General features: G+C 63.1%; 21 protein-coding genes and 2 tRNA genes. 7 read left to right on the forward strand and 16 right to left on the reverse strand.

Going from position 1 to position 22709, the window contains the following annotated elements:
• From tuf to AB5Y59_RS15850, 3 genes are all read right to left on the reverse strand, one after another.
• Positions 1-1169, reverse strand: a 1169-nt coding sequence (tuf, locus tag AB5Y59_RS15840; protein WP_202041923.1) for an elongation factor Tu, incomplete at its 3' end; no start/stop codon positions are given.
• 172 nt (positions 1170-1341) lie between these two features.
• Positions 1342-1416 (reverse strand) — tRNA-Gly (locus AB5Y59_RS15845).
• 38 nt (positions 1417-1454) lie between these two features.
• A tRNA-Tyr gene (locus tag AB5Y59_RS15850) sits at positions 1455-1539 on the reverse strand.
• 263 nt (positions 1540-1802) lie between these two features.
• On the opposite strand from AB5Y59_RS15850, the gene coaA reads away from it, so the two are divergent.
• On the forward strand, positions 1803-2741 hold the full coding sequence (gene coaA / locus AB5Y59_RS15855; RefSeq protein ID WP_029314861.1) for a type I pantothenate kinase: 939 nt from the start codon (positions 1803-1805) through the stop codon (positions 2739-2741).
• A gap of 75 nt (positions 2742-2816) precedes the next feature.
• Here coaA and birA read toward each other — a convergent pair whose 3' ends face one another.
• Positions 2817-3782: a bifunctional biotin--[acetyl-CoA-carboxylase] ligase/biotin operon repressor BirA gene (gene birA, locus AB5Y59_RS15860; RefSeq protein ID WP_010675963.1), complete on the reverse strand. Its 966-nt coding sequence runs from the start codon at positions 3780-3782 to the stop codon at positions 2817-2819.
• Positions 3779-4816, reverse strand: coding sequence for a UDP-N-acetylmuramate dehydrogenase (gene murB, locus AB5Y59_RS15865; protein ID WP_143236953.1), 1038 nt, complete (start codon positions 4814-4816; stop codon positions 3779-3781). The genes birA and murB overlap by 4 nt, the downstream gene beginning before the upstream one ends.
• A 125-nt stretch (positions 4817-4941) precedes the next feature.
• On the opposite strand from murB, the gene AB5Y59_RS15870 reads away from it, so the two are divergent.
• Positions 4942-5595, forward strand: a complete 654-nt coding sequence (locus tag AB5Y59_RS15870; protein WP_010675965.1) for a TrkA family potassium uptake protein — start codon at positions 4942-4944, stop codon at positions 5593-5595.
• Complete coding sequence (locus tag AB5Y59_RS15875) at positions 5592-6947, forward strand: TrkH family potassium uptake protein (RefSeq protein WP_041211921.1); 1356 nt, start codon at positions 5592-5594, stop codon at positions 6945-6947. The genes AB5Y59_RS15870 and AB5Y59_RS15875 overlap by 4 nt, the downstream gene beginning before the upstream one ends.
• 73 nt (positions 6948-7020) lie before the next feature.
• On the opposite strand, the gene AB5Y59_RS15880 is transcribed toward AB5Y59_RS15875, so the two are convergent.
• Positions 7021-9030 (reverse strand): DNA topoisomerase III, encoded by a 2010-nt coding sequence (locus tag AB5Y59_RS15880; RefSeq protein ID WP_368212314.1) that lies wholly within the window; start codon positions 9028-9030, stop codon positions 7021-7023.
• 298 nt (positions 9031-9328) lie between these two features.
• On the opposite strand from AB5Y59_RS15880, the gene AB5Y59_RS15885 reads away from it, so the two are divergent.
• Positions 9329-10459 carry a NapC/NirT family cytochrome c gene (locus AB5Y59_RS15885; RefSeq protein WP_139736487.1) on the forward strand — a complete coding sequence of 377 codons (1131 nt, stop codon included), beginning with the start codon at positions 9329-9331 and terminating at the stop codon, positions 10457-10459.
• A gap of 22 nt (positions 10460-10481) precedes the next feature.
• Entirely contained in the window at positions 10482-12962 is a 2481-nt protein-coding gene (torA, locus tag AB5Y59_RS15890; protein WP_139736488.1) for a trimethylamine-N-oxide reductase TorA, read from the forward strand.
• A 68-nt stretch (positions 12963-13030) separates the two neighbouring features.
• Here torA and AB5Y59_RS15895 read toward each other — a convergent pair whose 3' ends face one another.
• The 4 genes from AB5Y59_RS15895 to AB5Y59_RS15910 all read right to left on the reverse strand — a co-directional run bounded on the left by AB5Y59_RS15895 (position 13031) and on the right by AB5Y59_RS15910 (position 16047).
• Positions 13031-13492, reverse strand: a complete 462-nt coding sequence (locus AB5Y59_RS15895; protein WP_010675970.1) for a hypothetical protein — start codon at positions 13490-13492, stop codon at positions 13031-13033.
• Positions 13493-13592: 100 nt separating this feature from the next.
• On the reverse strand, positions 13593-14939 hold the full coding sequence (locus tag AB5Y59_RS15900) for a sensor histidine kinase (RefSeq protein WP_010675971.1): 1347 nt from the start codon (positions 14937-14939) through the stop codon (positions 13593-13595).
• A 31-nt stretch (positions 14940-14970) separates the two neighbouring features.
• The gene (locus AB5Y59_RS15905) at positions 14971-15627 is read right to left on the reverse strand and encodes a response regulator transcription factor (protein ID WP_005332666.1); all 657 of its coding nucleotides are present in this window, start codon (positions 15625-15627) and stop codon (positions 14971-14973) included.
• 87 nt (positions 15628-15714) lie between these two features.
• Positions 15715-16047 (reverse strand): PepSY domain-containing protein, encoded by a 333-nt coding sequence (locus AB5Y59_RS15910; RefSeq protein ID WP_041211926.1) that lies wholly within the window; start codon positions 16045-16047, stop codon positions 15715-15717.
• 63 nt (positions 16048-16110) lie between these two features.
• Between AB5Y59_RS15910 and AB5Y59_RS15915 the strand changes: the two genes are divergently transcribed.
• A complete protein-coding gene (locus AB5Y59_RS15915) occupies positions 16111-16359 on the forward strand; it encodes a PepSY domain-containing protein (protein WP_368212316.1) in 249 nt (82 codons plus the stop codon).
• A 10-nt stretch (positions 16360-16369) separates the two neighbouring features.
• Here AB5Y59_RS15915 and msrQ read toward each other — a convergent pair whose 3' ends face one another.
• Positions 16370-17023 (reverse strand): protein-methionine-sulfoxide reductase heme-binding subunit MsrQ, encoded by a 654-nt coding sequence (msrQ, locus tag AB5Y59_RS15920; RefSeq protein WP_219596417.1) that lies wholly within the window; start codon positions 17021-17023, stop codon positions 16370-16372.
• 91 nt (positions 17024-17114) lie between these two features.
• Positions 17115-18125: a protein-methionine-sulfoxide reductase catalytic subunit MsrP gene (msrP, locus tag AB5Y59_RS15925; protein WP_319873450.1), complete on the reverse strand. Its 1011-nt coding sequence runs from the start codon at positions 18123-18125 to the stop codon at positions 17115-17117.
• A 371-nt stretch (positions 18126-18496) separates the two neighbouring features.
• Here msrP and AB5Y59_RS15930 point away from each other — a divergent pair, with 371 nt between their 5' ends.
• Positions 18497-18970 (forward strand): DUF1097 domain-containing protein, encoded by a 474-nt coding sequence (locus AB5Y59_RS15930; RefSeq protein WP_043153924.1) that lies wholly within the window; start codon positions 18497-18499, stop codon positions 18968-18970.
• 60 nt (positions 18971-19030) lie between these two features.
• On the opposite strand, the gene AB5Y59_RS15935 is transcribed toward AB5Y59_RS15930, so the two are convergent.
• The 4 genes from AB5Y59_RS15935 to AB5Y59_RS15950 form a co-directional block, all read right to left on the reverse strand.
• Positions 19031-20311 carry a sigma 54-interacting transcriptional regulator gene (locus AB5Y59_RS15935; RefSeq protein ID WP_124245197.1) on the reverse strand — a complete coding sequence of 427 codons (1281 nt, stop codon included), beginning with the start codon at positions 20309-20311 and terminating at the stop codon, positions 19031-19033.
• Between the two features lie 54 nt (positions 20312-20365).
• Entirely contained in the window at positions 20366-20875 is a 510-nt protein-coding gene (locus AB5Y59_RS15940) for a hypothetical protein (RefSeq protein ID WP_039039694.1), read from the reverse strand.
• Between the two features lie 105 nt (positions 20876-20980).
• Positions 20981-22393 carry a sensor histidine kinase KdpD gene (locus AB5Y59_RS15945; RefSeq protein WP_045522797.1) on the reverse strand — a complete coding sequence of 471 codons (1413 nt, stop codon included), beginning with the start codon at positions 22391-22393 and terminating at the stop codon, positions 20981-20983.
• Positions 22394-22495: 102 nt separating this feature from the next.
• A complete protein-coding gene (locus AB5Y59_RS15950; protein ID WP_010675981.1) occupies positions 22496-22588 on the reverse strand; it encodes a YnhF family membrane protein in 93 nt (30 codons plus the stop codon).
• Between the last annotated feature and the right edge of the window lie 121 nt (positions 22589-22709).

The following is a 22709-nucleotide window of genomic DNA, read 5'->3' on the forward strand; positions in this document are numbered from 1 at the left end:
GCTACAACACCAGCACCTACGGTACGGCCACCTTCACGGATGGCGAAACGCAGGCCGTCGTCCATCGCGATCGGGGCAATCAGGGTAACAACCATCTTGATGTTGTCGCCCGGCATTACCATCTCTACGCCTTCCGGCAGTTCGATGGTACCGGTCACGTCGGTAGTACGGAAGTAGAACTGCGGACGGTAGCCCTTGAAGAACGGGGTGTGACGACCACCTTCTTCTTTGGACAGCACGTACACTTCGGATTCGAACTTGGTGTGCGGCTTGATGGTGCCCGGCTTGGCCAGTACCTGACCACGCTCTACGTCTTCACGCTTCACGCCACGCAGCAGTGCGCCAACGTTCTCACCTGCACGACCTTCGTCCAGCAGTTTGCGGAACATTTCAACGCCGGTACAGGTGGTCTTGGTGGTATCTTTGATACCAACGATTTCCACTTCTTCACCAACCTTGACGATACCGCGCTCTACACGACCGGTTACTACGGTACCACGGCCTGCGATGGAGAAGACGTCTTCGATAGGCATCAGGAACGGCTGGTCAATGGCACGCTCCGGCTCCGGAATGTAGGTGTCCAGGTGGCCAGCCAGTTCCAGGATCTTCTCTTCCCACTGAGCTTCGCCTTCCAGCGCTTTCAGTGCGGACCCACGGACTACCGGCAGGTCATCACCCGGGAAGTCGTACTCAGACAGCAGTTCGCGAACTTCCATCTCGACCAGTTCCAGCAGCTCTTCGTCATCTACCATGTCGCACTTGTTCATGAACACGATGATGTACGGAACGCCTACCTGACGACCCAGCAGGATGTGCTCACGAGTCTGCGGCATCGGGCCGTCAGTCGCTGCTACTACCAGGATTGCGCCGTCCATCTGGGCAGCACCGGTGATCATGTTTTTAACGTAGTCGGCGTGACCCGGGCAATCTACGTGAGCGTAGTGGCGGGTAGCAGTGTCGTATTCTACGTGGGAGGTGTTGATGGTGATACCACGCTCACGCTCTTCCGGTGCCTTGTCGATCTGGTCGAAGGCGAAAGCTTTACCACCGAAGTGCTTGGCCAGCACGTTGGTGATAGCGGCGGTCAGGGTGGTTTTACCGTGGTCAACGTGGCCGATGGTACCCACGTTAACGTGCGGTTTATTACGCTCAAATTTTTCTTTAGACATGATCGTCCCTCTAAACTAACGCTGAGTACGCGGTGGCAAGCTAACCACAGAACAGTTTATATGATGGATTTGAATCAAGGGGAGTAGAGAGGTTGGTGCTGACAGGCTGGTTCGATTGCCGAACTCACCCTAAGGTGTGGCTCTCAGAATTACCTGAGCCATATCAGCATCTTGGAGCGGGCAGCGGGAATCGAACCCGCATCATCAGCTTGGAAGGCTGAGGTAATAGCCATTATACGATGCCCGCATTTCTCTAACCCAAAGAACTCAAACCGCAGAGAAATATGGTGGAGGGAGAAGGATTCGAACCTTCGAAGGCAGAGCCGTCAGATTTACAGTCTGATCCCTTTGGCCGCTCGGGAACCCCTCCAGTTGCATAAATGCCACAACGGTAATTCTGCTTGCACCCGTTGTTTTTGTCGCTTTTGCTGGGCAAATAGACGACAGACATCCAAGCGTCGCGCATTTTATGGTAAGGATTTTGGGGATGCAACCATTGCACCTTGCAAAATGTGCATTTATGCCGGGATCCAGGCAAAAAAACGCTCCTTCTCCGTCCCGACCGGACGCGTCCCTTGTCGCTCCCGATCCCTTGGTGTATGGTCGCCCTGCCCAAGAAACAGTGATGACACCATGACGACAGAGCATAACCCCTATTTGCAATTCACCCGCGAACAATGGGCGTTATTGCGCGATGCGGTCCCCCTGACCCTGACCGAGCACGATCTGCAGACCCTGCGCGGGATCAACGAGAAGGTGTCATTGCGGGAAGTGGAAGAGATCTATCTGCCCCTCTCCCGTCTCCTCAATCTCTACGTCAAGGCCAAGCAGCGCCGCAGCCGGGTGTTGGAACAGTTTCTCGGTCAGTCCCGCGGCAAGGGCACCTATATCATCAGTATCGCCGGCAGCGTGGCGGGGGGAAAGAGCACCACGGCCCGTATCCTTCAGGCACTGCTGGAGCGCTGGCCGGAGCACCCCAGGGTGGAGCTGGTCACCACCGACGGCTTCCTGTTTCCCAACAAGGAGCTGGAAGCCCGTGGCCTGATGCGCCGCAAGGGGTTCCCCGAGTCTTATGACATCCGCCATCTGGTGGAGTTTGTCGCCAATATCCGCGCCGGCCACGAGAAGGTCGAGGCCCCCGTCTACTCCCACCTCATCTATGACATCCTGCCCGACGAGAAGAAGGTGGTGGAGCAGCCGGACATCCTGATCCTGGAAGGGCTCAATGTGCTGCAAAGCGGCATGGACTATCCCCAGGACCCTCATCGCGTGTTCGTGTCGGACTTCGTCGACTTTTCCATCTATGTGGATGCCGATGCCGAGCTGCTGCGCACCTGGTACATCGATCGTTTTCTCAAATTCCGCAGCGGCGCCTTCTCGGATCCCGACTCCTATTTCCACCACTACGCCAAGCTGGCCGAGAGCGAGGCGACCGAGATCGCCAACAACATCTGGCAGGATATCAACTACCTGAATCTGCAAGAGAACATCTTGCCGACCCGGGAGCGGGCCAACCTCATCCTCACCAAGGGCAACGAGCACGCCATCGAGCAGATCAAGCTGCGCAAGTGACCACTGTCGCAGTGCATACATGAAAGAGGGGGCCCGCAGGCCCCTCTTTCATTCAGTCGTCATGAGCGTATGGGCTCAGTCCCCCCGCCGCAAGGAGAGTTCCCCTCCCAGATAGAACTTGAGCCCCTCTTCCGTCTCCAGACGCAGGGCTCCGCGTTCGTCGATCCCCCGGGCAATCCCGCGGATCACCTGCTCTCCCATCAGCAGCTTCACCGGCTGGCCGGCGAAGTGGTCGAGCCGGTTCCAGCTCTCGACGAAACTCGCCAGTCCCGTCTGTTCGAAGGTCTGCATGGCCTGCTGCAGGTGCAGCAGCACGCAGGCGGCCAGCTCGTTGCGATCCACCAGCTCGGGCTGGATATGGCGCAGCTCGGACCAGGCCTGATCGATCTTCTCCCCCTCCCGACTCGGCATCGCCAGATTGAGGCCGACCCCGATCACCAGATGGCAGCTGGCACCCGCACTGCCGCTCATCTCCACCAGGATGCCCGCCAGCTTGCGGCCCTGGTAATAGAGGTCGTTCGGCCACTTGAGCTCCACCCCGGGATAACCGAGGGACTCCAGCGCCTCGACCACCGCCACGCCGACCGCGAGACTCAGTCCCATGGCGGCCGCCATGCCCTGCTCAAGCCGCCAGTACATGCTCAGGATCAGCTGGCAACCGAAGGGAGAAACCCAGGGTTTGCCACGACGTCCCCGCCCGGCGGTCTGGCACTCGGCCAGACAGCTTTCGCCGGAGCTCAGGGTGTTGACCCGCTCCAGCAGGTACTGGTTGGTGGAGTCGATGACAGGGAAGCAGTGCACTGGTGCCATCGGTGCCTCTGCCTGCAGCCGCCCCTCGTCATAGAGGGCCATGGGCACCGCCAGCCGATAGCCCTTGCCGGTCAGGCTGAAGAGATCCAGCCCCAGATCCTTGAGCGCGGCCATGTGCTTGCTCACCGCCGCCCGGCTGATGCCAAGGCGCTCGCCCAGCTGCTCGCCGGAATGAAACTGGCCGTCGCTGAGCAGGGTGATCAGGGTCTGTCTGACGGGGGTCAGGGTCATGCCAGTACCTCATCGAGCCAGGTTTCACCGCTGCGCCCCATGAAGCGCACCTCATGTTCCAGCACCACACCGAACTGGTGCTCCACGCTATCGCGGACATGGGCCGCCAGCGCGATGAGCTCCATGGCGCTGGCGCCCCCCAGATTCACCAGCACCAGCGCCTGCTCCTGATGGACGGCGGCACGACCGATGGCAAACCCCTTGAGACCGCACTGATCGATGAGCCAGCCAGCCGCCAGCTTGGCCTGCCCTTCTGCCGCAGGGTAGCAGGGCATCTGCGGGTATTGCTGTTTCAGGGTCTCGGCCAGGGCGGCGGGCACCACAGGGTTTTTGAAGAAACTGCCCGCGTTGCCCAGCACCGCCGGATCCGGCAGCTTGGCCATGCGGGTGGCACAGACGGTGTCGAAAATGGCCTGTGGCGAAGGGGCATCCCCCAGCGCCGCCAGCGGGCCATAGCCGGCGACCGGGCGCCATGCCTTGGGCAGGCGCAGACCGACGGCGATGATGAAGTGGGAGTCCTGATAGTCGTGCTTGAAGATGCTGTCACGGTAACCGAACCGGCAGTCGGCCGCCGCGATGCGCTCAACCTCGCCACTCTGCCAGTTGAACGCCTCCACGTAGGCACAGACGCTGGCCAGCTCGACCCCGTAGGCACCGATGTTCTGTACCGGGGCCGCCCCGACCGTCCCGGGAATGAGTGCCAGGTTCTCCAGCCCGTGCCAGCCCTGTTGCAGGGCGTGACATACCAGCTCGTGCCAGTTTTCACCTGCCGCCACGTGTAGCAACCAGTGCTCGGACTCCTCGTGCAGCGTGATCCCTTTCAGGCCGTTGTGGACCACCAGACCGGCAAAGTCATCGCAGAACAGGATGTTGCTTCCTCCTCCCAGCACCAGGCGCGGCAAGGTGGCCAACTCCGGGTTGGTCCGCAGTTGCGCGAGATCATCCGGCCGGGTCACATCGGCCAGCCAGAGGCAGTGTGCGTCCAGGCCCAGAGTATTGAGGGTCGACAGGGAGGCGTGGGGGGTGAGTTTCATCTGTGTGTTCCGACAAGGACAAGGGCGCAGTTTACCCCAGATCCCCCGGGACAAAAAACCCGGACACTTTTCGGACTCAGGGCTCTGGAGTAGAGTAACCCCTTCATCCCGCTGAGGAAGCATGCATGAACAATCAATTCGCCGTCATCGGCCTGGGCCTGTTTGGCAGCGCCTTGTGCGAAGAGTTGCAACGCCAGAATGCCGAGGTACTGGCCATCGACATCGACGAGAGCAAGACCCGCCAGATAGCCACCCTCTGCAACCACGTCATCGTGGCCGATGCCACCGACGAGGCCACGGTCGCCGAACTGGGCCTGGCGAATTTCGACATCGTCTTTGTCGCCATCGGCGACAACCTGGAGACCAGCATCCTGACCACGCTGGTGCTGAAAGAGGCGGGCGTGAAGAAGGTCTGGGTCAAGGCCCGCGACAAGTTCCACGCCAAGATCCTGCAGAAGGTGGGCGCGGACAAGGTGATCAACCCGGAGTGGGACATGGGCCGCCGGGTGGCCCAGAGCATGCTGGACAACCGGCTGTTCGACTACCTGGAGCTGGGTCACGACATGGTGCTGACCGAGTTCGTGATCGGCTTGCAGCAAAACACCCGCACCCTGGCCGACTTGCGCCTGCTGCAGCAAAGCGATTTCCAGCTGTTGGCCATCAAGCGGGGTGAGGTGCTGCACAACGTCCTGACCGGCAAGATGGAGCTGCAACTCGGTGACATCCTGATCCTGGCCGGCAACAAGCACGCCATCGATCACTGGCTCGACACCCTATGATCAACTGGCGCAGCAACTACGCCTTCACCCTGCATCGGGAAGACAACTCCCGCTGGAGCGAGGCCAAGCTCATCCTGGGCAGTTTCCTCATCATCCTGCTGGTTGGCACCCTGTTTCTGGTCCAGCCCTCCAGCCACAAGGGTGAGGTCACCGTCATCAACGCCCTGTTCACCGCCACCTCCGCCATCAGCGTGACCGGCCTCGGGGTGGTGGATACCGGCACCGCCTTCACCCTGCAGGGGCAGATCATCCTGTTGATATTGATGGAGATTGGTGGTCTCGGCCAGATGACCATGACACTGCTGCTCATCGCCATGTTCAGCAAGCGGGTCGGGCTGCGCCAGCAGGTGCTGGCCAAGGAGGCACTGGGCCAGGAGGGATCCGTCAACATCGTCCAGCTGGTGAAACGCATCGTCCTGTTCGCCCTGATTGCCCAGCTGATCGGCACCGCCATCATGGCCATTCGCTGGGTGCCCGACATGGGCTGGGGCCACGGCCTCTACGTCAGCTTCTTCCACGCGGTGTCGGCTTTCAACAACGCCGGCTTCTCGCTGTTTGCCAACAACCTCATGGACTACCGGGATGACCCCATCATCAGCCTGACCATACCGGCCCTGCTGATCCTGGGGGGGGTAGGCTTCACCGTCATCGTCGACCTGGTGCGCAACCGCCGCTGGCGCAAGCTGAAACTGCACAGCAAGCTGATGCTGCTGATGACCCCTGCCCTGCTGCTGCTGGGGACCCTGATGTTCTGGCTGCTGGAGCACAACAACCCGGGCACCCTGGGCAACGCCTCCTTCGGGAGCCAGTGGCTGGCCGCCTTCTTCCAGTCGGCCACCGCGCGCACGGCGGGCTTCAACACGGTGGATATCGGCCAGATGGTGCCGGCCTCCTTGCTGTTCATGATGATGCTGATGTTCATCGGTGCCGGGGCAACCTCGACCGGGGGCGGTATCAAGGTCACCACCTTTGCCGTCGTCCTGCTGGCGACCCGGGCGTTTCTGACCAAGCGCCCCCATGTCACCGCCTTCGGCCGCACCCTGTCACCCCAGATAGTGACCCGCTCCCTGGCCATCATCATCGTCAGTACCATGGTGCTGATGCTGGCGATGTTCCTGCTGATGCTCACGGAGTCGCAATCATTCGACAAGATCATGTTCGAGACCATCTCGGCCTTTGCCACCGTGGGACTGTCCACCGGCATCACCGCTTCTCTGAGCGAACCGGGCAAACTGATCCTGGTGCTGGTGATGATCTGCGGTCGTCTGGGGCCCCTCACCCTGGCCATCATGCTGGCCCGCCCGGTGGAGACCCGCATCCGTTATCCGGAAGAGAGCGTCTACACGGGGTAAGCCGCTCCATCCATGCAAAGAGGGGCCACTGGCCCCTCTTCTTATTTTTATGTGATCACGGCGCTCGCCAGCCTCAGGCAGCCTTGCCCCTGGTCGTCCCCTTGCCAGTGCTCTTTCCAGGGCTCTTCCCCGCACGAGCACTCTTGCCCGTGCTCGTACGGGGGCGTGCGGCGGTGGACGCAGTCCGCTTGCGGCGGGCAAATCGCTGCTTGCTGTCACCGGGCGCCGCCTTGGGCAGTGCGCTGAAGCTGGCGCCGGAATCCTGCCGGGCCCCCTCGATCAGGCCGTTGAGCTGCTCGGTGAGCGGCCCCATGAACTGCTGGTAGCTGCCGTGACGTTCGGCGATCTGACCCAGACTCTGCTCCCACAGTGCCGTCATGTCCGGTGTCGTGGCGGTCGCGGGCAGCGCCTGGACCAGGGCTCGCCCGGTCGGGGTGGCCTTGATGCTCTTGCCCTGGCGCACCAGGAAGCGGCGCTTGAACAGCAGATCGATGATCCCGGCCCGGGTCGCCTCGGTGCCGAGGCCATCGGTCTCCCGCAGGGTCTTGCGGATCTCGGGATCCTGCACATAACGGGCGATGCCGGTCATGGCGGCCAGCAGGGTGGCATCGGTAAACGGCTTGGGGGGCTGGGTCATCTTCTCCAGCAGCTCCCCCCGCTCGCACAGCAGTTCCTCCCCCTCTTTCAGGGCAGGCAGGGTTCCCGCCTCCTCCTCGTCATCCTCTTCCACTCCGAGCAGCGCCTTCCAGCCCGCCTTGAGGATGCGGCGCGCCTTGGCCTGGAACAGCCCTCCGGCGATGCGCAGCAACACCTTGCTGTCGTTGTACTCGAACGGCGGGTAGAACTGCAGCAGATACTGGCGGGCAATCAGGCCGTAAAGCTTCGCCTCGTCGGCCCCCAGGCTCCCCTCGTTCCCCCTCTTCTCGGTGGGAATGATGGCGTGGTGGGCATCCACCTTGCTGTCGTTCCACGCCTTGCTGCGGATCCTGCCATCCGCTTCGGCGACCGCCCTGGCCAGCGCAGGGGCCGTGCTGGCGATGGCCTCCCGCACCTGGCCGGCCCGGTTGAAGTGCTCGCTCGGCAGATGGCGGCTGTCGGATCTGGGATAGGTGATGAGCTTGTGCCGCTCGTAGAGGCTCTGGCAGATATCCAGCACCCGCTTGGCATCCATGCCAAAGCGCTTGGCCGCGTCGATCTGCAGGCTGGAGAGGTTGTAGGGGAGCGGCGCCGCCTGCTTGCGCGCCTGCTCCTCCACCGCCTCCACCCGGGCGGGTTGCCCCTGGATCCGCTCCACCACCTTGGCGGCCAGCGCCCGGTTGAGCACCCGTCCCTCCTCATCCTGCCAGGGCAGGCAGGCCTCCGATGGCAGCCACCTGGCGGTGAAGCGTTCGTTGCCCTGGGTCAACAGATGGGCCATCACCTCGTAGAACGGCTTGGGAACGAAGGCCTCGATCTCGAGATCCCGGCGCACCACCAGACCGAGCAAGGGGGTCTGTACCCGGCCCACCGACAGCAGTTCGCTGCAGCCCCCCTTGCGGCCAAGCAGGGTATAGGCCCGGGTCATGTTGATGCCATAGAGCCAGTCGGCACGGCTACGGGCCAGCGCCGACACCGCCAGCGGCACGAACTCCTTGTTGTCTCTGAGCTTGTCGAGGGCGCGGCGCACGGCGGGGGGATTGAGATCGCTGATGAGGCAGCGCTGAACCGGTTTGGTCTTGGGATAGCCGAGAAAGTCGATCACCTCGTCCACCAGCAGTTGCCCTTCCCTGTCCGGGTCACCGGCGTTGACCACGCAGTCCGCCTGCTTGATGAGCCCCTTGATGACGGCCAGCTGGGCCTTGGTCTTGGGTTTGGCCACCAGCTGCCACTGGGTCGGGACAATGGGAAGGGATTCCATGCGCCACTGCTTGTAGGCGGCATCGTAGGCATCGGGCTCGGCCTGCTCCAGCAGGTGGCCGATGCACCAGGTCACCACGTCTCCCTGCGCCGTCTCGATGAAACCATCCCCCTTTTTGTGCGGTTTGGGGAGGACATCGGCGATGGCGCGGCCAAGGCTGGGTTTCTCGGCGATAAAGAGTCGCATGATGGATACACCTGAATACTGTATATGTGAACAGTATACAATCCTCTCGCCACAAACCCCAAGCCCCGGGGTGGCGTACTGCCTCCTCGCCCCGGCTTGGGCATCGCTCTCACCACAGCGCATCCCGCTCCCGCTGCATGGGAAAAATGCGATTTAAATTCAAGAAATCATGCCAAAACAAATAACAAAACCAAAAACTAATTATATGACGAAATAAAAACCATGACCGAGGTCAACCCTTTGAATCTTGGGACTACTACTATATTGGTAATACCCGAATTCGAAGGACACCGTCACCATGCTTGGAAAACTGTTGAGAAAGACCTGGTTCTGGCTTCTGCTGCTCGGGGCCCTGCTGGGGGTCGCTGCACTGGGCGTCACCGTCACCGTGCTGCACAAGACCAGCTCCACCGAATTCTGCGTCTCCTGCCACTCCATGCAGACCCCGCTCGCCGAATATCAGGGCAGCGTCCACTTCCAGAACGTGAAGGGGATCCGCGCCGAGTGCGCCGACTGCCACATCCCCAGTGAACCCGCCGCCTATCTCTGGACCAAGATCCGCGCCGTGAAGGACATCTATCACGAGGCGATCGGCACCCTCGACACCCCGGAGAAATACGAGGCCCACAAGCTGCGCATGGCCCAATCCGTCTGGGACGAGCTGAAAGCCAACGACTCCGCCACCTGTCGCAGTTGCCACAGCTACGCCGCCATGGACATCCTGGCCCAGCGCCCCAATGCCCGCGCCGAGCACCCGGTCGCCATCAAGGAGGGTCAGACCTGCATCGACTGCCACCGCGGCGTCGCCCACATCATGCCGGACATGAGCGGCCTGGCCGCCGCCGGTGCCAGCGAACTGGCCGCCGCCGCGGCCCAGACCCCGGTAACCGTCACCACCCGCTATGCCATCGCCACCACCCCGCTCTATCTGGATGCTGGCGCCAAGACTGATGAAGGCACCCTGATGCCCTCCACCCAGGTGGAAGTGCTGGCCAACGACAACGGCCGCGCCCAGGTGCGCATCGACGGCTGGCAGCAGGACGGTGTGAGCGAGGTGTTCTACGCCGCCCCCGGCAAACGGATCCTGAGCGTGCTGGTCGGCGAGGCCGCCAGAAAAGTCCTCGTGACCGGGAAAAGCGAAACCGACAGCGCCACCAACCTCACCTGGCATCAGGTCAGCCTGACCGCCTGGGTCGACCAGAGCCAGCTCATCGGCGACCAGGGCAAGCTGTGGCAATACGCCTCCACCCTGATGTCCAACAACTGCACCGGCTGTCACGGCCTCACCGCGCTGGATCACTTCAACGCCAACCAGTGGATCGGCGTCATCAAGGGGATGGAGTCTCGTACCTCCCTCACCCCGGAGCAGGCGCGCATGCTCACCCAATACGTGCAGAAACACGCCAGCGACATGAGCGCGGCCCATTAAGGCAGGAACAGAGGACTCTCCCATGACTTTTTTCAATGACCAACAGACCAACCTCTCCCGCCGTACTCTGCTCAAGGGGCTGGGGGCCTGTGCCGCCTTGCCCCTGCTGGCCGGTATCTTCCCGAAAAGCGCCCTGGCCAAGGCCGTCAGCACGGCCCTTGAGCAGTTCCCCACCCTGGTGCCCGCCCAGAAGGGCATCCTGACCGGCGCCCACTGGGGGGCCTTCGAGGCCATCGTCTCCGAGGGCCGCATGGTGCGGGTCCAGCCGGTGGCCGATGACCCAGCGCCGAATGACCTCATCGACATGGCGCCGTTCCAGGTCCACGCCAAGAACCGCATCAAGTACCCCATGGTGCGCAAAAGCTGGCTGGAGCACGGCCCGGGCGCCAGACCGGTGTTGCGCGGTGCCGACGAGTGGGTACGGGTGAGCTGGGAAAAGGCCATCGACCTGGTGGCCGGCGAGATCCAGCGCGTTCAGTCTGATTTCGGCCCGCAGGCGATCCACGCCGGTTCCTACGGCTGGAAGAGCGTGGGCATGTTCCACAACAGCCGCACCCTTCTGCACCGCCTGATGAACCTGGCCGGGGGTTTCACCGGCTATGCCGGGGACTACTCCACCGGCGCGGCCCAGGTGATCATGTCCCACGTGATGGGCTCCATCGAGGTGTACGAGCAGCAGACCGCCTGGCCCAACGTGGTGGAGCACGCCGAACTGGTGGTGCTCTGGGGGGTCAACGCCCAGGTCACCCTGAAGAACAGCTGGAACATGCCGGATCACGAAGGTCAAGCGGGCTTCAAGGCGCTGAAAGAGAAAGGCACCCGGGTCATCAGCATCGATCCCGTCTACAACGAGACCGCCAAGCTGGTCGGCGCCGAGTGGATTGCCCCGAACGCCTATACCGACGTGGCCATGATGCTGGGGGTGGCCCACACCCTCTACAGCGAGAAGAAGCACGATCAGGCCTTCCTCGATCGCTACACCGTCGGCTTCGACACCTTCCTCACCTATTTGCTCGGCAAGGAGGACGGCCAGCCCAAGAGCGCCGAGTGGGCGAGCAGCGTCTGCGGCGTCGATGCCAAGGTGATCCGCCAACTGGCCCTCGACATGGCCGCCAAGCGCACCATGATCATGGCCGGTTGGGGCATGCAGCGTCAGCACCACGGGGAGCAGCCGAACTGGATGCTGGTCACTCTGGCCTCCATGCTGGGCCAGATCGGCCTGCCGGGGGGTGGCTACGGCTTCAGCTACCACTACTCCTCCGGTGGCAGCCCCAGCGCCAAGGGCGGCATTCTGGCGGGTATCTCCGCCGGCAATGCCCCGAAGAACAGCCCGGCCCCCATCCCGGTGGCCCGCATCGCCGACTGTCTCGCCAACCCGGGCAAGACCATCGACTTCAACGGCCGCAAGGTGACCTATCCGGACATCAAGCTGGTCTACGTGGCGGGCGGCAACCCCTTCCACCACCATCAGGACACCAACAACCTGCTGCAGGCGTGGCGCAAACCGCAGACCGTGATCGTTCACGAGCCTTACTGGACCGCTACCGCCAAGCACGCCGATATCGTGCTGCCGGTCACCACCAGCTACGAGCGCAACGACCTGGAGATGGGGGGCGACTACTCCCAGCGCTATGTGTTCCCGATGCACCAGTGCGTGCCGCCCCAGCATGAGTCCCGCAACGACTTCGACATCTTCAGCGCCATCGCCGCCAAGCTGGGTGTGCAGGAGCAGTACACCGAAGGGAAGGACGAGATGTTGTGGCTCAAGCAGATGTACGACGGCATGGCGGCCCAGGCTCGCGGTGCCCGGGTGGCGCTGCCGCCGTTCAACATGTTCTGGGAGTCCAACAACTACATCCGCTTCCCGATCCCGGAGGCCAACCGCCAGTGGATCCGTCACGCCGATTTTCGCGAGAACCCGCTGCTCAACCCGCTCGGTACCCCGTCCGGCAAGATCGAGATCTTCTCCAACACGGTGGCGGGGATGGGTTACGCCGACTGCGCCGGTCATCCCAAGTGGTATGAGCCCAAGGAGTGGGTGAAGAGCGAGGTGGCGGCGCGCTATCCGCTGTCGCTCAACACCTCCCACCCGACCCAGCGGCTGCACTCCCAGCTCGACAACACCCCGCTGCGGGACAAGTTCGCCATCGCCGATCGGGAGGCGATCCTGATCCATCCGGACGACGCCAAGGCGCGCGGCATCCAGGATGGCGATCTGGTGCGGGCCTTCAACGAGCGCGGCCAGATCCTGGTGGGTGCCCTGCTCTCCGCCGATATCCGGCCCGGGGTAGTGCGGGTGTGTGAAGGGGCCTGGTACGATCCGGCCAAGCCGGGCGAAGCGGGCAGCATCTGCAAGAACGGCAACGTCAACTGCCTCACCTTCGACGAGGGCTCGTCCAGTCTGGCCCAGGGCAACTGCGGCCACATGGCCCAATTGCAGATAGAGAAGTATATCGGGCCAGTGCTCGCCAACACGGCGCACGAGGTACCGGCCAACGGCTGAGTAGAGGACTGAGCAACAAAAACGGCGCCATCAAGGCGCCGTTTTCTTATCGCAGTTTGTGGTGTGGCTCAGAAGTCTCCTTCCACCATGTACTCTTCGGCGCACTCCACCAGCTGGGGCCAGAGATCTTCCGGCACCCAGGCCTCGGGGTCATCCTCGTCACCGTCATATTGGCTCCAGAAGAAGGCTCGCAGCCCGCTTGCGAAGTCGTCGCTCAACTCCGCCAGTTCGGAGAGGGGCCCCAGCCAGGCAATGCGGCGCAGGCCGGAGGCGAGATCGTTGATGGCATCCATCAGGGTGCGATCATCCAGGCTCTGCTCCACCAGCAGGGTGAAGCGCTCGCGGGCGCTCTCGGTCTGATCCTCGTCCAGCTCGCCCACGTCGGCCAGCAGGTCGACAAAATCCTCCAGCAGGAACTGGATCAGGGCATCCCTGTCCTCGAACCACTGGATCTGGGCCCCCTTGGTGCCCAGCACCGAGGCATCGAACGAATCATCGAGATGGCACAAAGCCCAAGGATCGTCAGTCATTGCTACCCTTCCTACACCTGAAACAAGAGACGTATCTTATGCCGGGTGCCGCACCCTTGCCAGCACGGCGGCACAAAAGGGGCCCCCCGACGGGCCCCCGTCACTCGACCCTGGCCACCTTGGGCAGGGAGAGGGAAGCGGCGAGCCCCCCCAGCTCGGCCCGCCCCATGATGAGGCTGCCACGGTAAGCCTCCGCCAGGTCTGACACTATGTTGAGACCGAGCCCGGAACCCGGCACCTTCTCGTCGAGGCGCACCCCCCGCAGCACCGCCTTGGCGATCTGATCCTCGCTCATGCCGGGACCGTCGTCCTCGATGCGCAGGGTGATCCAGCCCCCCAGCTCGGCGCTGGAGATGCGCAGCTCGCTGGCGGACCACTTGAAAGCGTTCTCCAGCAGGTTGCCCACCATCTCGTCGAAGTCCTGCTCCTCCACCCCGACCGCCAGATTGACCGGCACCTGCAAGTCCACCGTCTTGCCGGGATAGAGGCGGGAGAAGGCGCGGCAGATGTACTCCACCCGTGCCCGCACCGGGGTCGAGACCCCGAGGATCTTGGCGGCGCCGGTCACCCGCGCCTTGCCGAGGTGATAGTCGATGTGGCGCTGGATCTGGTCGAGCTGCTCGCCGAGGGCGGCCTGATCCTCCGGCGGCAGCTGGGTCACCTGGTTGCGCATGATGCTGAGCGGCGTCTTGAGGGCGTGGGCCAGGTTGCCGGTGTGGGAGCGGGCCCGTTGCAGCAGCTCGCCATAGTGGTGCAGCAGGCGGTTGATGTCCTCCACCAGCGGCTGGATCTCCAGGGGGTAGCGCAGCCGGAATCCCTCCTGATGACCCTGATGGACGCGGCTCAGCTCGCGACGCAGCAGGTGCAGCGGGCGCAGGCCGTAGAGGATCTGGAACATGAAGCCGAGCACCAGGCCGGTGGCGGCGAAGCCGAGGCCGAGGAACAGGCTGATGCGGGTCTTCTTCAGGGTCTGGGTCAGGGCGCTGCTGTCCTTGGCCATCACCAGGGTGAAGACCCGATCAGACCCCGGCAGCAGCACGGTACGGGTCATGATGAGCAGGGGCTCCTTGTTGGGCCCCTTGCCGACAAAGAGATCCGGATCGCCGAAGGCCGACTTCAGGCCGTGGGCACTCAAATGGGCATCCCACAGGGAGCGGGAGCGACTGACCACCGTCTCCCCCAGCTCCAGTTGCCAGTAGTAGCCGGAGTAGGGCTGGCGATAACGGGGGTCGGCCATGGGCTCGGTGACCACCGGCATGCCGTCCGGCTGGATCTCGAGGCGGGAGAGCAGATCGTAGAGCTGCAGGCGCAGGCCATCGGCCTCCGCCTCCTGCCAGTAGTTGCGCATCATGGTCTGCAGGCTGAAGCCGGTGGCGAACAGGAAGAGACCGCACCAGACCATGGCGATCACCACCAGCCGACCTCGCAGGGTGCGTACCAGCCTCATTCAACCCACCCCGCCATCGGTTGCGAGGGTGTCATTCGTTGATCCGGTAGCCGAGGCCGCGCACCGTCTCGATGAGATCGGCGTGGGTCTTCTTGCGAATGCGGCCGATGAACACCTCCACGGTGTTGGAATCGCGATCGAAATCCTGGGCATAGATGTGGTCGATCAGCTCGCTGCGGGACACCACCTTGCCCCTGTGCTGCATCAGGTAGCCCAGCACCCGGAACTCGTGGGCGGTGAGCTTGATGGGGGTCCCTTCGTACCATACCTGGGACGCCGCCATGTCGAGACGCACGCCACCGATCTCGAGGATGGAGCTGGCGTTCCCCGCCGCCCGGCGCACCAGCGCCTGCACCCTGGCCACCAGCTCCGCCACCTGGAAGGGCTTGGTGAGGTAGTCGTCAGCCCCGGCGTTGAGCCCTTCAATCTTCTCGTGCAACTGGCCACGGGCGGTCAGCACCAGCACCGGGGTGTCCATCCCCTTGCTGCGCCACTCCTTCAGTACGCTCAGGCCGTCGCGACCGGGCAGGCCGAGATCCAGGATGATGGCGTCATAGGGTTCGGTCTCGCCGAGAAAGCCCGCCTCGTTGCCATCGTGGCAGAGATCGGTGACGAAACCGGACAGACGCAGCTGTTCCGCCAGCTGGCCCGCGAGGATCTTTTCATCTTCAACTATCAGAATGCGCATACATGGGTATCCAAAACAGGGTTGTGCCGGCACCGGCAACGGTTGGGGGGACGAACCGGATGGCGGTACGTTCGCGGACTCACGCCGTTACTCCTCTTCCGGGGGCGGGCGCGGAGCGAACAGGCGTTCCAGATGGTGGCCCTTGAGCCACACCATCTCCAGGTTGTCAGCCCGGTAGCCCACCTTGATGACGCTGTTCTCCTCGTCGATGAGCCTGAGCTCGTAGAGCCAGACGCCATCCTCCTCACCCAGATCGACCCGCAGCACCCGCACCGGCAGGCGGGAGGCCACCGCCATCAGCTCATGAAAAGGACGGACCCGCCCCTCGCTGACCGCCTGTTGCAGCAAGGCCTCGTTCGGCTGGGCCGCCTGAACCAGCATCGGCAGCAGCAATCCCAGCAGGGGCAGCGCGCTATTCATGGGTGATTCATCTCTCAAAACCTAACATAATGCCGTTTATAGTGTGCCAGCCATGAATCCGGAATGAATATGATCCCACGCAGTATCCTGCTGATCTTGTGCCTCTTTTCCACCTTTGGCTGGGCGGCGCAGACACGTCTCGACATGGCCGGACTGGTCAAGTTGTTGCTGGCACAAGGGTATCACGACATTCGGGAAGTGGAGCTGGAAGGGGACAAATTCGAGGTCGATACCCTGAATGCCGACGATCAGCGCGTCCAGTTGCAGGTCGATGCCGACACCGGCGAGATCACCAAAAAAGAGGCCGAATAGGCCTCTTTTGCTATGGGCGTGATGGCTGTTGCGCCGCCCCCTTCCCGGCCACTTGCGGGCGCTTGCGCCAGGGGCGCAGCAGCTTTTCCCGACGGGGCCACAGCAGGGCGCAGGCCAGCACCAGATAGATGAGCGGCTCCTGCCACCCGCTCTTGACCGACCACCAGTAGTGTACCGGCACCAGCAGAGCCACCCCGTAGATCCAGTTGTGCAGCTTCTGCCAGGCCGGCCCCATGCGTCGCAACAGGGCCGGGATCGAGGTGATGCCGAGCGCCAGCAACAGCAGCAGCGCCACCATGCCCACCACTATGTAGCTGCGCTTCACCAGCTCGCCGCCAATCAGCCCCCAGTCGAACTGCAGATCCAGCCCCAGCCAGACCATGAAGTGCAGGGACGCCCAGGCGGCGCACCAGAGCCCGAGGGGGCGGCGCAACTTGATGAGCTGCCCCTGGCGCCAGCGCTTGGCGAGCGGCGACACCAGCAGGGTCAGCAACAGCAGGTGGAGGGCCCCCTTGCCAAGGTAATGGGTCAGCCCCTGGACCGGATCCCCCCCCAGCAGCCCGGCTGGCACGGCATAGCCCAGCCAGAGCAGAAAGCCGAGCGAACCAAGGTGCACCAGCGCCCGCAAGCCGTTGACATGGGCTGTTTTCAGTCTCGGCGTCATATTGCAGTTCCCGTCATGTTTTTCTCGCTTCTCATCCCCTCTCCCACCAGTGGAGAAGGGGACAAGAGATCTGTCGGACAGAGCGTCAGTCTCAATACCATTTACGCAGATCCATCCCCTGATAGAGGGAGGCCACCTCGTCGCCGTAGCCATTGAACATCAGGGTCGGCTGGCGCTTGGCCCCAAAGATGCCCCCCTCGCCGATGAAACGCTCGCTCGCCTGGCTCCAGCGCGGGTGATCCACGCTCGGGTTGACGTTGGCGTAGAAGCCATATTCGTTGGGGGCCAGCAGGTTCCAGGTTGTCGAGGGCATCTCCTCCACCAGGCGGATGGAGACGATGCTCTTGATGCTCTTGAAGCCGTACTTCCAGGGCACCACCAGCCGGATGGGAGCCCCGTTCTGGGCGGGCAGGGTCTTGCCATAAAGCCCCATGGCGAGGAAGGAGAGGGGGTGCATGGCCTCGTCGAGGCGCAAGCCCTCCACATAGGGATAATCGATGCCGCCCCCCAGGGCACGGGAGGCCTGCCCCGGCAACTGTTCCGGATCATAGAGCGTCTCGAAGGCCACGAACTTGGCGCGACTGGTGGGCTCGGCACGGCGGATCAGATCCGCCAGCGCAATGCCGCTCCAGGGCAATACCATGGACCAGGCCTCCACGCAGCGCAGCCGATAGATGCGCTCCTCCAGCGTGCTCTTGTTGATGAGATCCCACACATCCAGGGTGAAGGGTTTGGCCACCTCCCCTTCCACCTTCAGGGTCCAGGGCTCGGCCCTGAGGTAATGGCCGTTGCGGGCCGGGTCCCCCTTGTCGGTCCCCAGCTCGTAGAAATTGTTGTGGGTGGTGGCCTTCTCCTCCGGGGTGAGGATCAATCCCTCTGGCCGGATCGCGGCACGGATGTCGAGGGGTCTGGTGGGGGCCACGGTGGCCGGCTTGTCCGGTGCGAAGAGATCCAGCAGGCTGGCCTTCACCGGAAACGCCAGGGTGGCGGCACCGACGCCCAGGCCCAGCCCTTTCAGGATGCGGCGACGATCCTGATAGACGGTTTCCGGCGTGACATCCTGTTCGGTGGGGTGATGAGAAGTACGGCGCTTGATCAACATGAAAAAACTCCCGGGACGATGAGGTTGACAACCATAAGACCCGCCCCGGCCGAGTTTTATTTCACACAGAATTACATGAGTTGGTAAAGGGGCAGTGCCTTGGCCATGGTACCGGCCAGGAAGAGCACTACGAACACCAGCAGAGGAACGATCACGTTTGGCACCATCAGACTCACTCCATGAGCAGGACAGGGCCTCTAACTATGGAACAAGGTCTGCGGCGCCTCCAATGAATTTTTTTCGCGAGCGCAAGCGTATTCCAGAGTTGCAAAGAGTGACCGGGATCACACACAATCCGGCCCCCGCTTGCTGCCGCTCTACCGCGGAGTAGGCTGCCTCCTTTTCCGGATTCAACCACTGAGAGTCACGCCATGAGCCCACTGTTCGCCATCGCCATCACGACCGGGATCCTCTCCGCCGTCTGGGGTGGACTGGCCGCCGCACTCGGTCTCATCTCCTGGGTCGGCTTCCTCGGCTGCACCAGCTACTTCGCCTCGAGTGGCGGTTACAAGGCGCTGTTGCAGACCCTGCTGTGCAACACCACCGGCATGCTGTGGGCACTCCTGCTGATCCACGGGGAGACCTGGTGGGGGGCCGGCATGGCGGGTTATCTGATGACAGGGGTGGTGGCCACCCTGATGTGCGTGCAGGCCAGGCAGCAGTGGCTCGCCTACATTCCCGGCACCTTCGCCGGTTGCTGTGCCACCTTCGGCGCCGCAGGCGAGTGGCGGCTCATTCTGCCCTCCCTCATCATCGGCGCCCTGTTTGGCTATCTGATGAAGGCGAGCGGCCTCTGGCTCTCCCAGAAGACTCTCTCTACCAGCGGTGTCAGCGACCCGGCCTGAGGCCGATTCTGTCGGAAACCAGAGGGGCGGCCCGTCATCGACGGGCCGCCCCTCTGTCATTTATCCCTTCGACTTGAAGTTGGCCGCCTCGATGCCGTGCCGATTCAGCAGCTTGTAGAAGTCGGTGCGGTTTCTCCCCGCCATGTTGGCCGCCAGGGTCACATTGCCTTCCGTGGTGCGCAGCAGCCGGATCAGGTACTCCTTTTCAAACTCGGCCCGCGCCTCGTTGAACGAGGGAATGCCGCCACCGCCGCCACTCAGGGCCGACTCCACCATGGCCGCGCCGATCACCGGGCTGCAGCAGAGGCTCGCGAGCTGCTCCACCACCCCGCAGAGCTGGCGCACGTTGCCCGGCCAGGCCGCGGCGGCCAGCAGGGCCAGCGCCTCAGGCGAGAAGCCGAGGGCGGCGCAATCGGGGTGACGGTTGCGGTAATCGTCCAGCGCCTGACGGGCCAGCAGGGGGATGTCCTCGCTACGGGCGCTCAGAGGCGGCAGAGTGATGTTGGCCACGTTGAGGCGGTAGAAGAGATCCTCGCGAAAACGCCCCTCTTCCATGGCGGTCACCAGATCCTGATGGCTGGAGCTGATGACCCGCACCTCGGGGGTGCCCTGACCATACTCCGCCAGCACCTGGAGCAACTTGGCCTGGAGTGACTCCGACAGATCCCCTATCTCGTCGAGGAAGAGGGTGCCGCCTTTGGCCTCGGCAAACAGGCCGGACTGGCCATCCTCGCCAAACAGCTGCAAGTCCAGCGCGGGCCAGGGCAGAGCCGCACAGTTGATGGTATGCAGCGGCTTGTCGCGGCGGTGGCTGGCCTGGTGCAGCACCTGGGTCATCACCCCCTTGCCGGCGCCGGAGGGGCCCAGGATCAGCACGGGCACGTCCATGGTGGCGATGCTGCTCGCCTGGATCAGCAACTGCTCCATCTGCGGGTTGCGGGTCTGGATGAGGGACTGCCACTCCTGCTGCTGCTTCGGACGGGTCAGGCTGAGAGCATGTTCTATGGTGACCAGCAGCTCGTCCTTGTCGATGGGCTTGGTGAGGAAGCTGAATACCCCGGAGCGGGTCGCCTGGATGGCGTCGGGAATGGTGCCGTGGGCGGTCATGATGATCACCGGCATGCCGAGCCACTGGGACTGGATCCGCTCGAACAGCGCCAGCCCGTCCATGCCCCCCATGCGCAGATCGCTCAGCACCAGGTCGGCCCGTTGCTGGCGCAGCCTGTCCAGCGCTCCTTCCGCGCTGTCGGCGGTATCCACCTCGTAACCCTGGCTGCGCAGGCGCATGCTCATCAGCTTGAGCAGGCTGGCATCATCGTCCACCAGCAGAATACGGCTCATGCTCTCACCCCCTCTTGGCGAAAAACGCGGTCATTGCGGCGCGGTCCGGAGCTGTCATGGCTGACCTCCCCCATTGAGCTTACGCTGGTTGAGCTGCTCGTCGATGGCGGAGAGCTGCTCTATCTGCTGGCGCAGACGCTTCACCTCCTGACTCTGATCGTCGCGGCGGCTGTCTCGCACCAGCAGCTCCTCCCCGAGGGCGATCCAGCTGCGCAGGAAGGCCTGGGCATCGAGACCGAGCTCCGGCAACAGAGCCTTCAGCTGATCCAGCCCGGCCCGGCGACTGGCCACCGATTCGGACGGGTGGGTGTTGACCATGGCCAGGCTGACCCGGCTCTCGAGGTCGGTGGCGCCGGCCAGTCGCTGGCGCTCCTGCATCCGCTGCTGGGGATGGCTGGCCAGCAGCCAGTCCGAGTATTGCAGGCGCACCTGCATCTCCTTGTTGGCAAACTCCATCCGCCTGGCGATCGCCTCCTGGGAAGGCTCGGTGAGGCTGGTAGAAGGCAGCAGGGAACAGCCAGCGAGCAGGCCTATCATCAATACGGGAATCACAAATCGTTTCATCTTGAATGTCACTTCAGATCCTGGTGGGGAACAGGCACCTGCCCGCTCCTCTCAATATTCGGTGTCAAGGCGCCACCCGCACCTGCGGGGTCGCCGCCACGCCCGTCAGCTCGGGCGCACGTTCAAATCCAGCCGGAAACAGACATCCGCCTGGGCATCCTCGATCAGCCTGAGCTCGCCGCCCAGACTCATGGCAGACTCACGGGCAATGGAGAGGCCCATGCCGGAGCCTTTCAGCAATCCCTGGCGCACTATGCTGCCCTGTTCAAAGGGCTCGAAGATGCGCTCCCGCTCGTCTGGCGGGATGACAGGCCCTTCGTTGGCCACCTCCAGCCAGCCGCCGCCCGCTCCCGCCCCGGCGCGGATCCAGATCTGTCCGCCCCTGGCGCCATAGCTGACCGCGTTGGAAAAGAGATTGTCGAGGATAAGTCGCAGGCGGTAGGGCTCTGCCCGCAGGCTGATGGGCTCGGGCGGCAAGTGTACACTGATTTGCTTGGATTCCAGCGCGAGCCGGTACTCTTCGGACAAGTCTGACAACAAGGGCGCCAGGGGCACCTCGGACAGGGTGAACACCTCCTGCTGGCTGAGGCGATTGAAGTCGAGCAGCCGCTCGATCAGGGTCTGCAGACGGCGGCTGTTCTCCTCCAGCATCTGGCAGATCTCCTGCTGATCCCCGTTGAGGGGCCCCACCAGCTGCTCCGAGAGCAGATCAGCCCCCTCCCGCAGCACGGCAAGGGGGGTTTTCAGCTCGTGGGATACGTGGCGCAGGAACTGGTATTTCTGCTGTTCCAGCTCCTTGAGCTTGTCGTGCAGCCAGCTGATCCGCTCCCCCAGCAGCACCAGTTCGGCCGGGCCATCCACCGGGCGCTGATCCGGCTCGACGCCAGCGCCCAGACTCAGGATCCGCGACTCAATCTGACGTACCGGGTGGATGATGAGGTAGGTAAAGAGCAACACCAGCAGCAGGCTGAGCCCGACCACGAAGCCGCTGACCCACCAGATCTGCTGTTTCAGCTCCACGATGGCGCCCCGCATGCGGGTCACGTGATCATCCACCTGGCTGCGGGTGACCACTTCCAGTTGCTGGTTCAGTTCGTTGAAGTCGGTGAAACGGGGGCTGGTCGCCTCCTGCCTGGCCTTGCGCAGATCCTGCAGGCCGTCGAGCCAGACCAGCGTCGCCTCGAGATCTCCGTAGACCTCGGCATCCGGAATGGAGTCCTGATGGGTCGCGAGCAGTTCCCGGTAGCGCACCAGCTGCTGCCGATAGCTGGCCAGGATGCGGTCATCACCCAGGACCGCATAGCGGCGCAGGGTGCGCTCCAGATCGATGGCCTGAGTGGAGAGCAGCGTCGCCCGGCGAGTGTCCCGCACCGCACGTTCCATCTCGTCGCTGGTGAGCTGGCCCAGGTGGGAGAGAGCCTGACTGTCGTGCCAGATCATGCCCCCCAGGGGCATCAGCACCAGCACGAAGCCCATCAGTACTACCTGGAGCAGGGAGCGGGGCCGAACCTTGGTCATCTTCTGCGGTCTCGATTCGTCATGGGGGAGCCAGCATATCCGCACTGCCCCAAAAAGCAAAACCGGCCATAAAGCCGGTTTGATTGCTCACCGAGGCCGGATTCACGCCAGGCCGACGGACGCCACACAGATGACAATGATCATGGCAAGGGCCCCTGACGCGGCCAACAGTGCCCATTTCATTTCTACGCTCATGCAAACCTCCTTTCTGCCAATCAGCGTTGGATCACAACAGATAACGACATGTTAATTCATAGTGAATCCCATAACCGTGAGCTGCGTATATATTTCAGACGAGCCCAACCCAAGGAATGGA

The sequence above is a fragment of the Aeromonas sp. s10 genome (assembly GCF_040907975.1).
Classification (GTDB): domain Bacteria; phylum Pseudomonadota; class Gammaproteobacteria; order Enterobacterales; family Aeromonadaceae; genus Aeromonas; species Aeromonas caviae.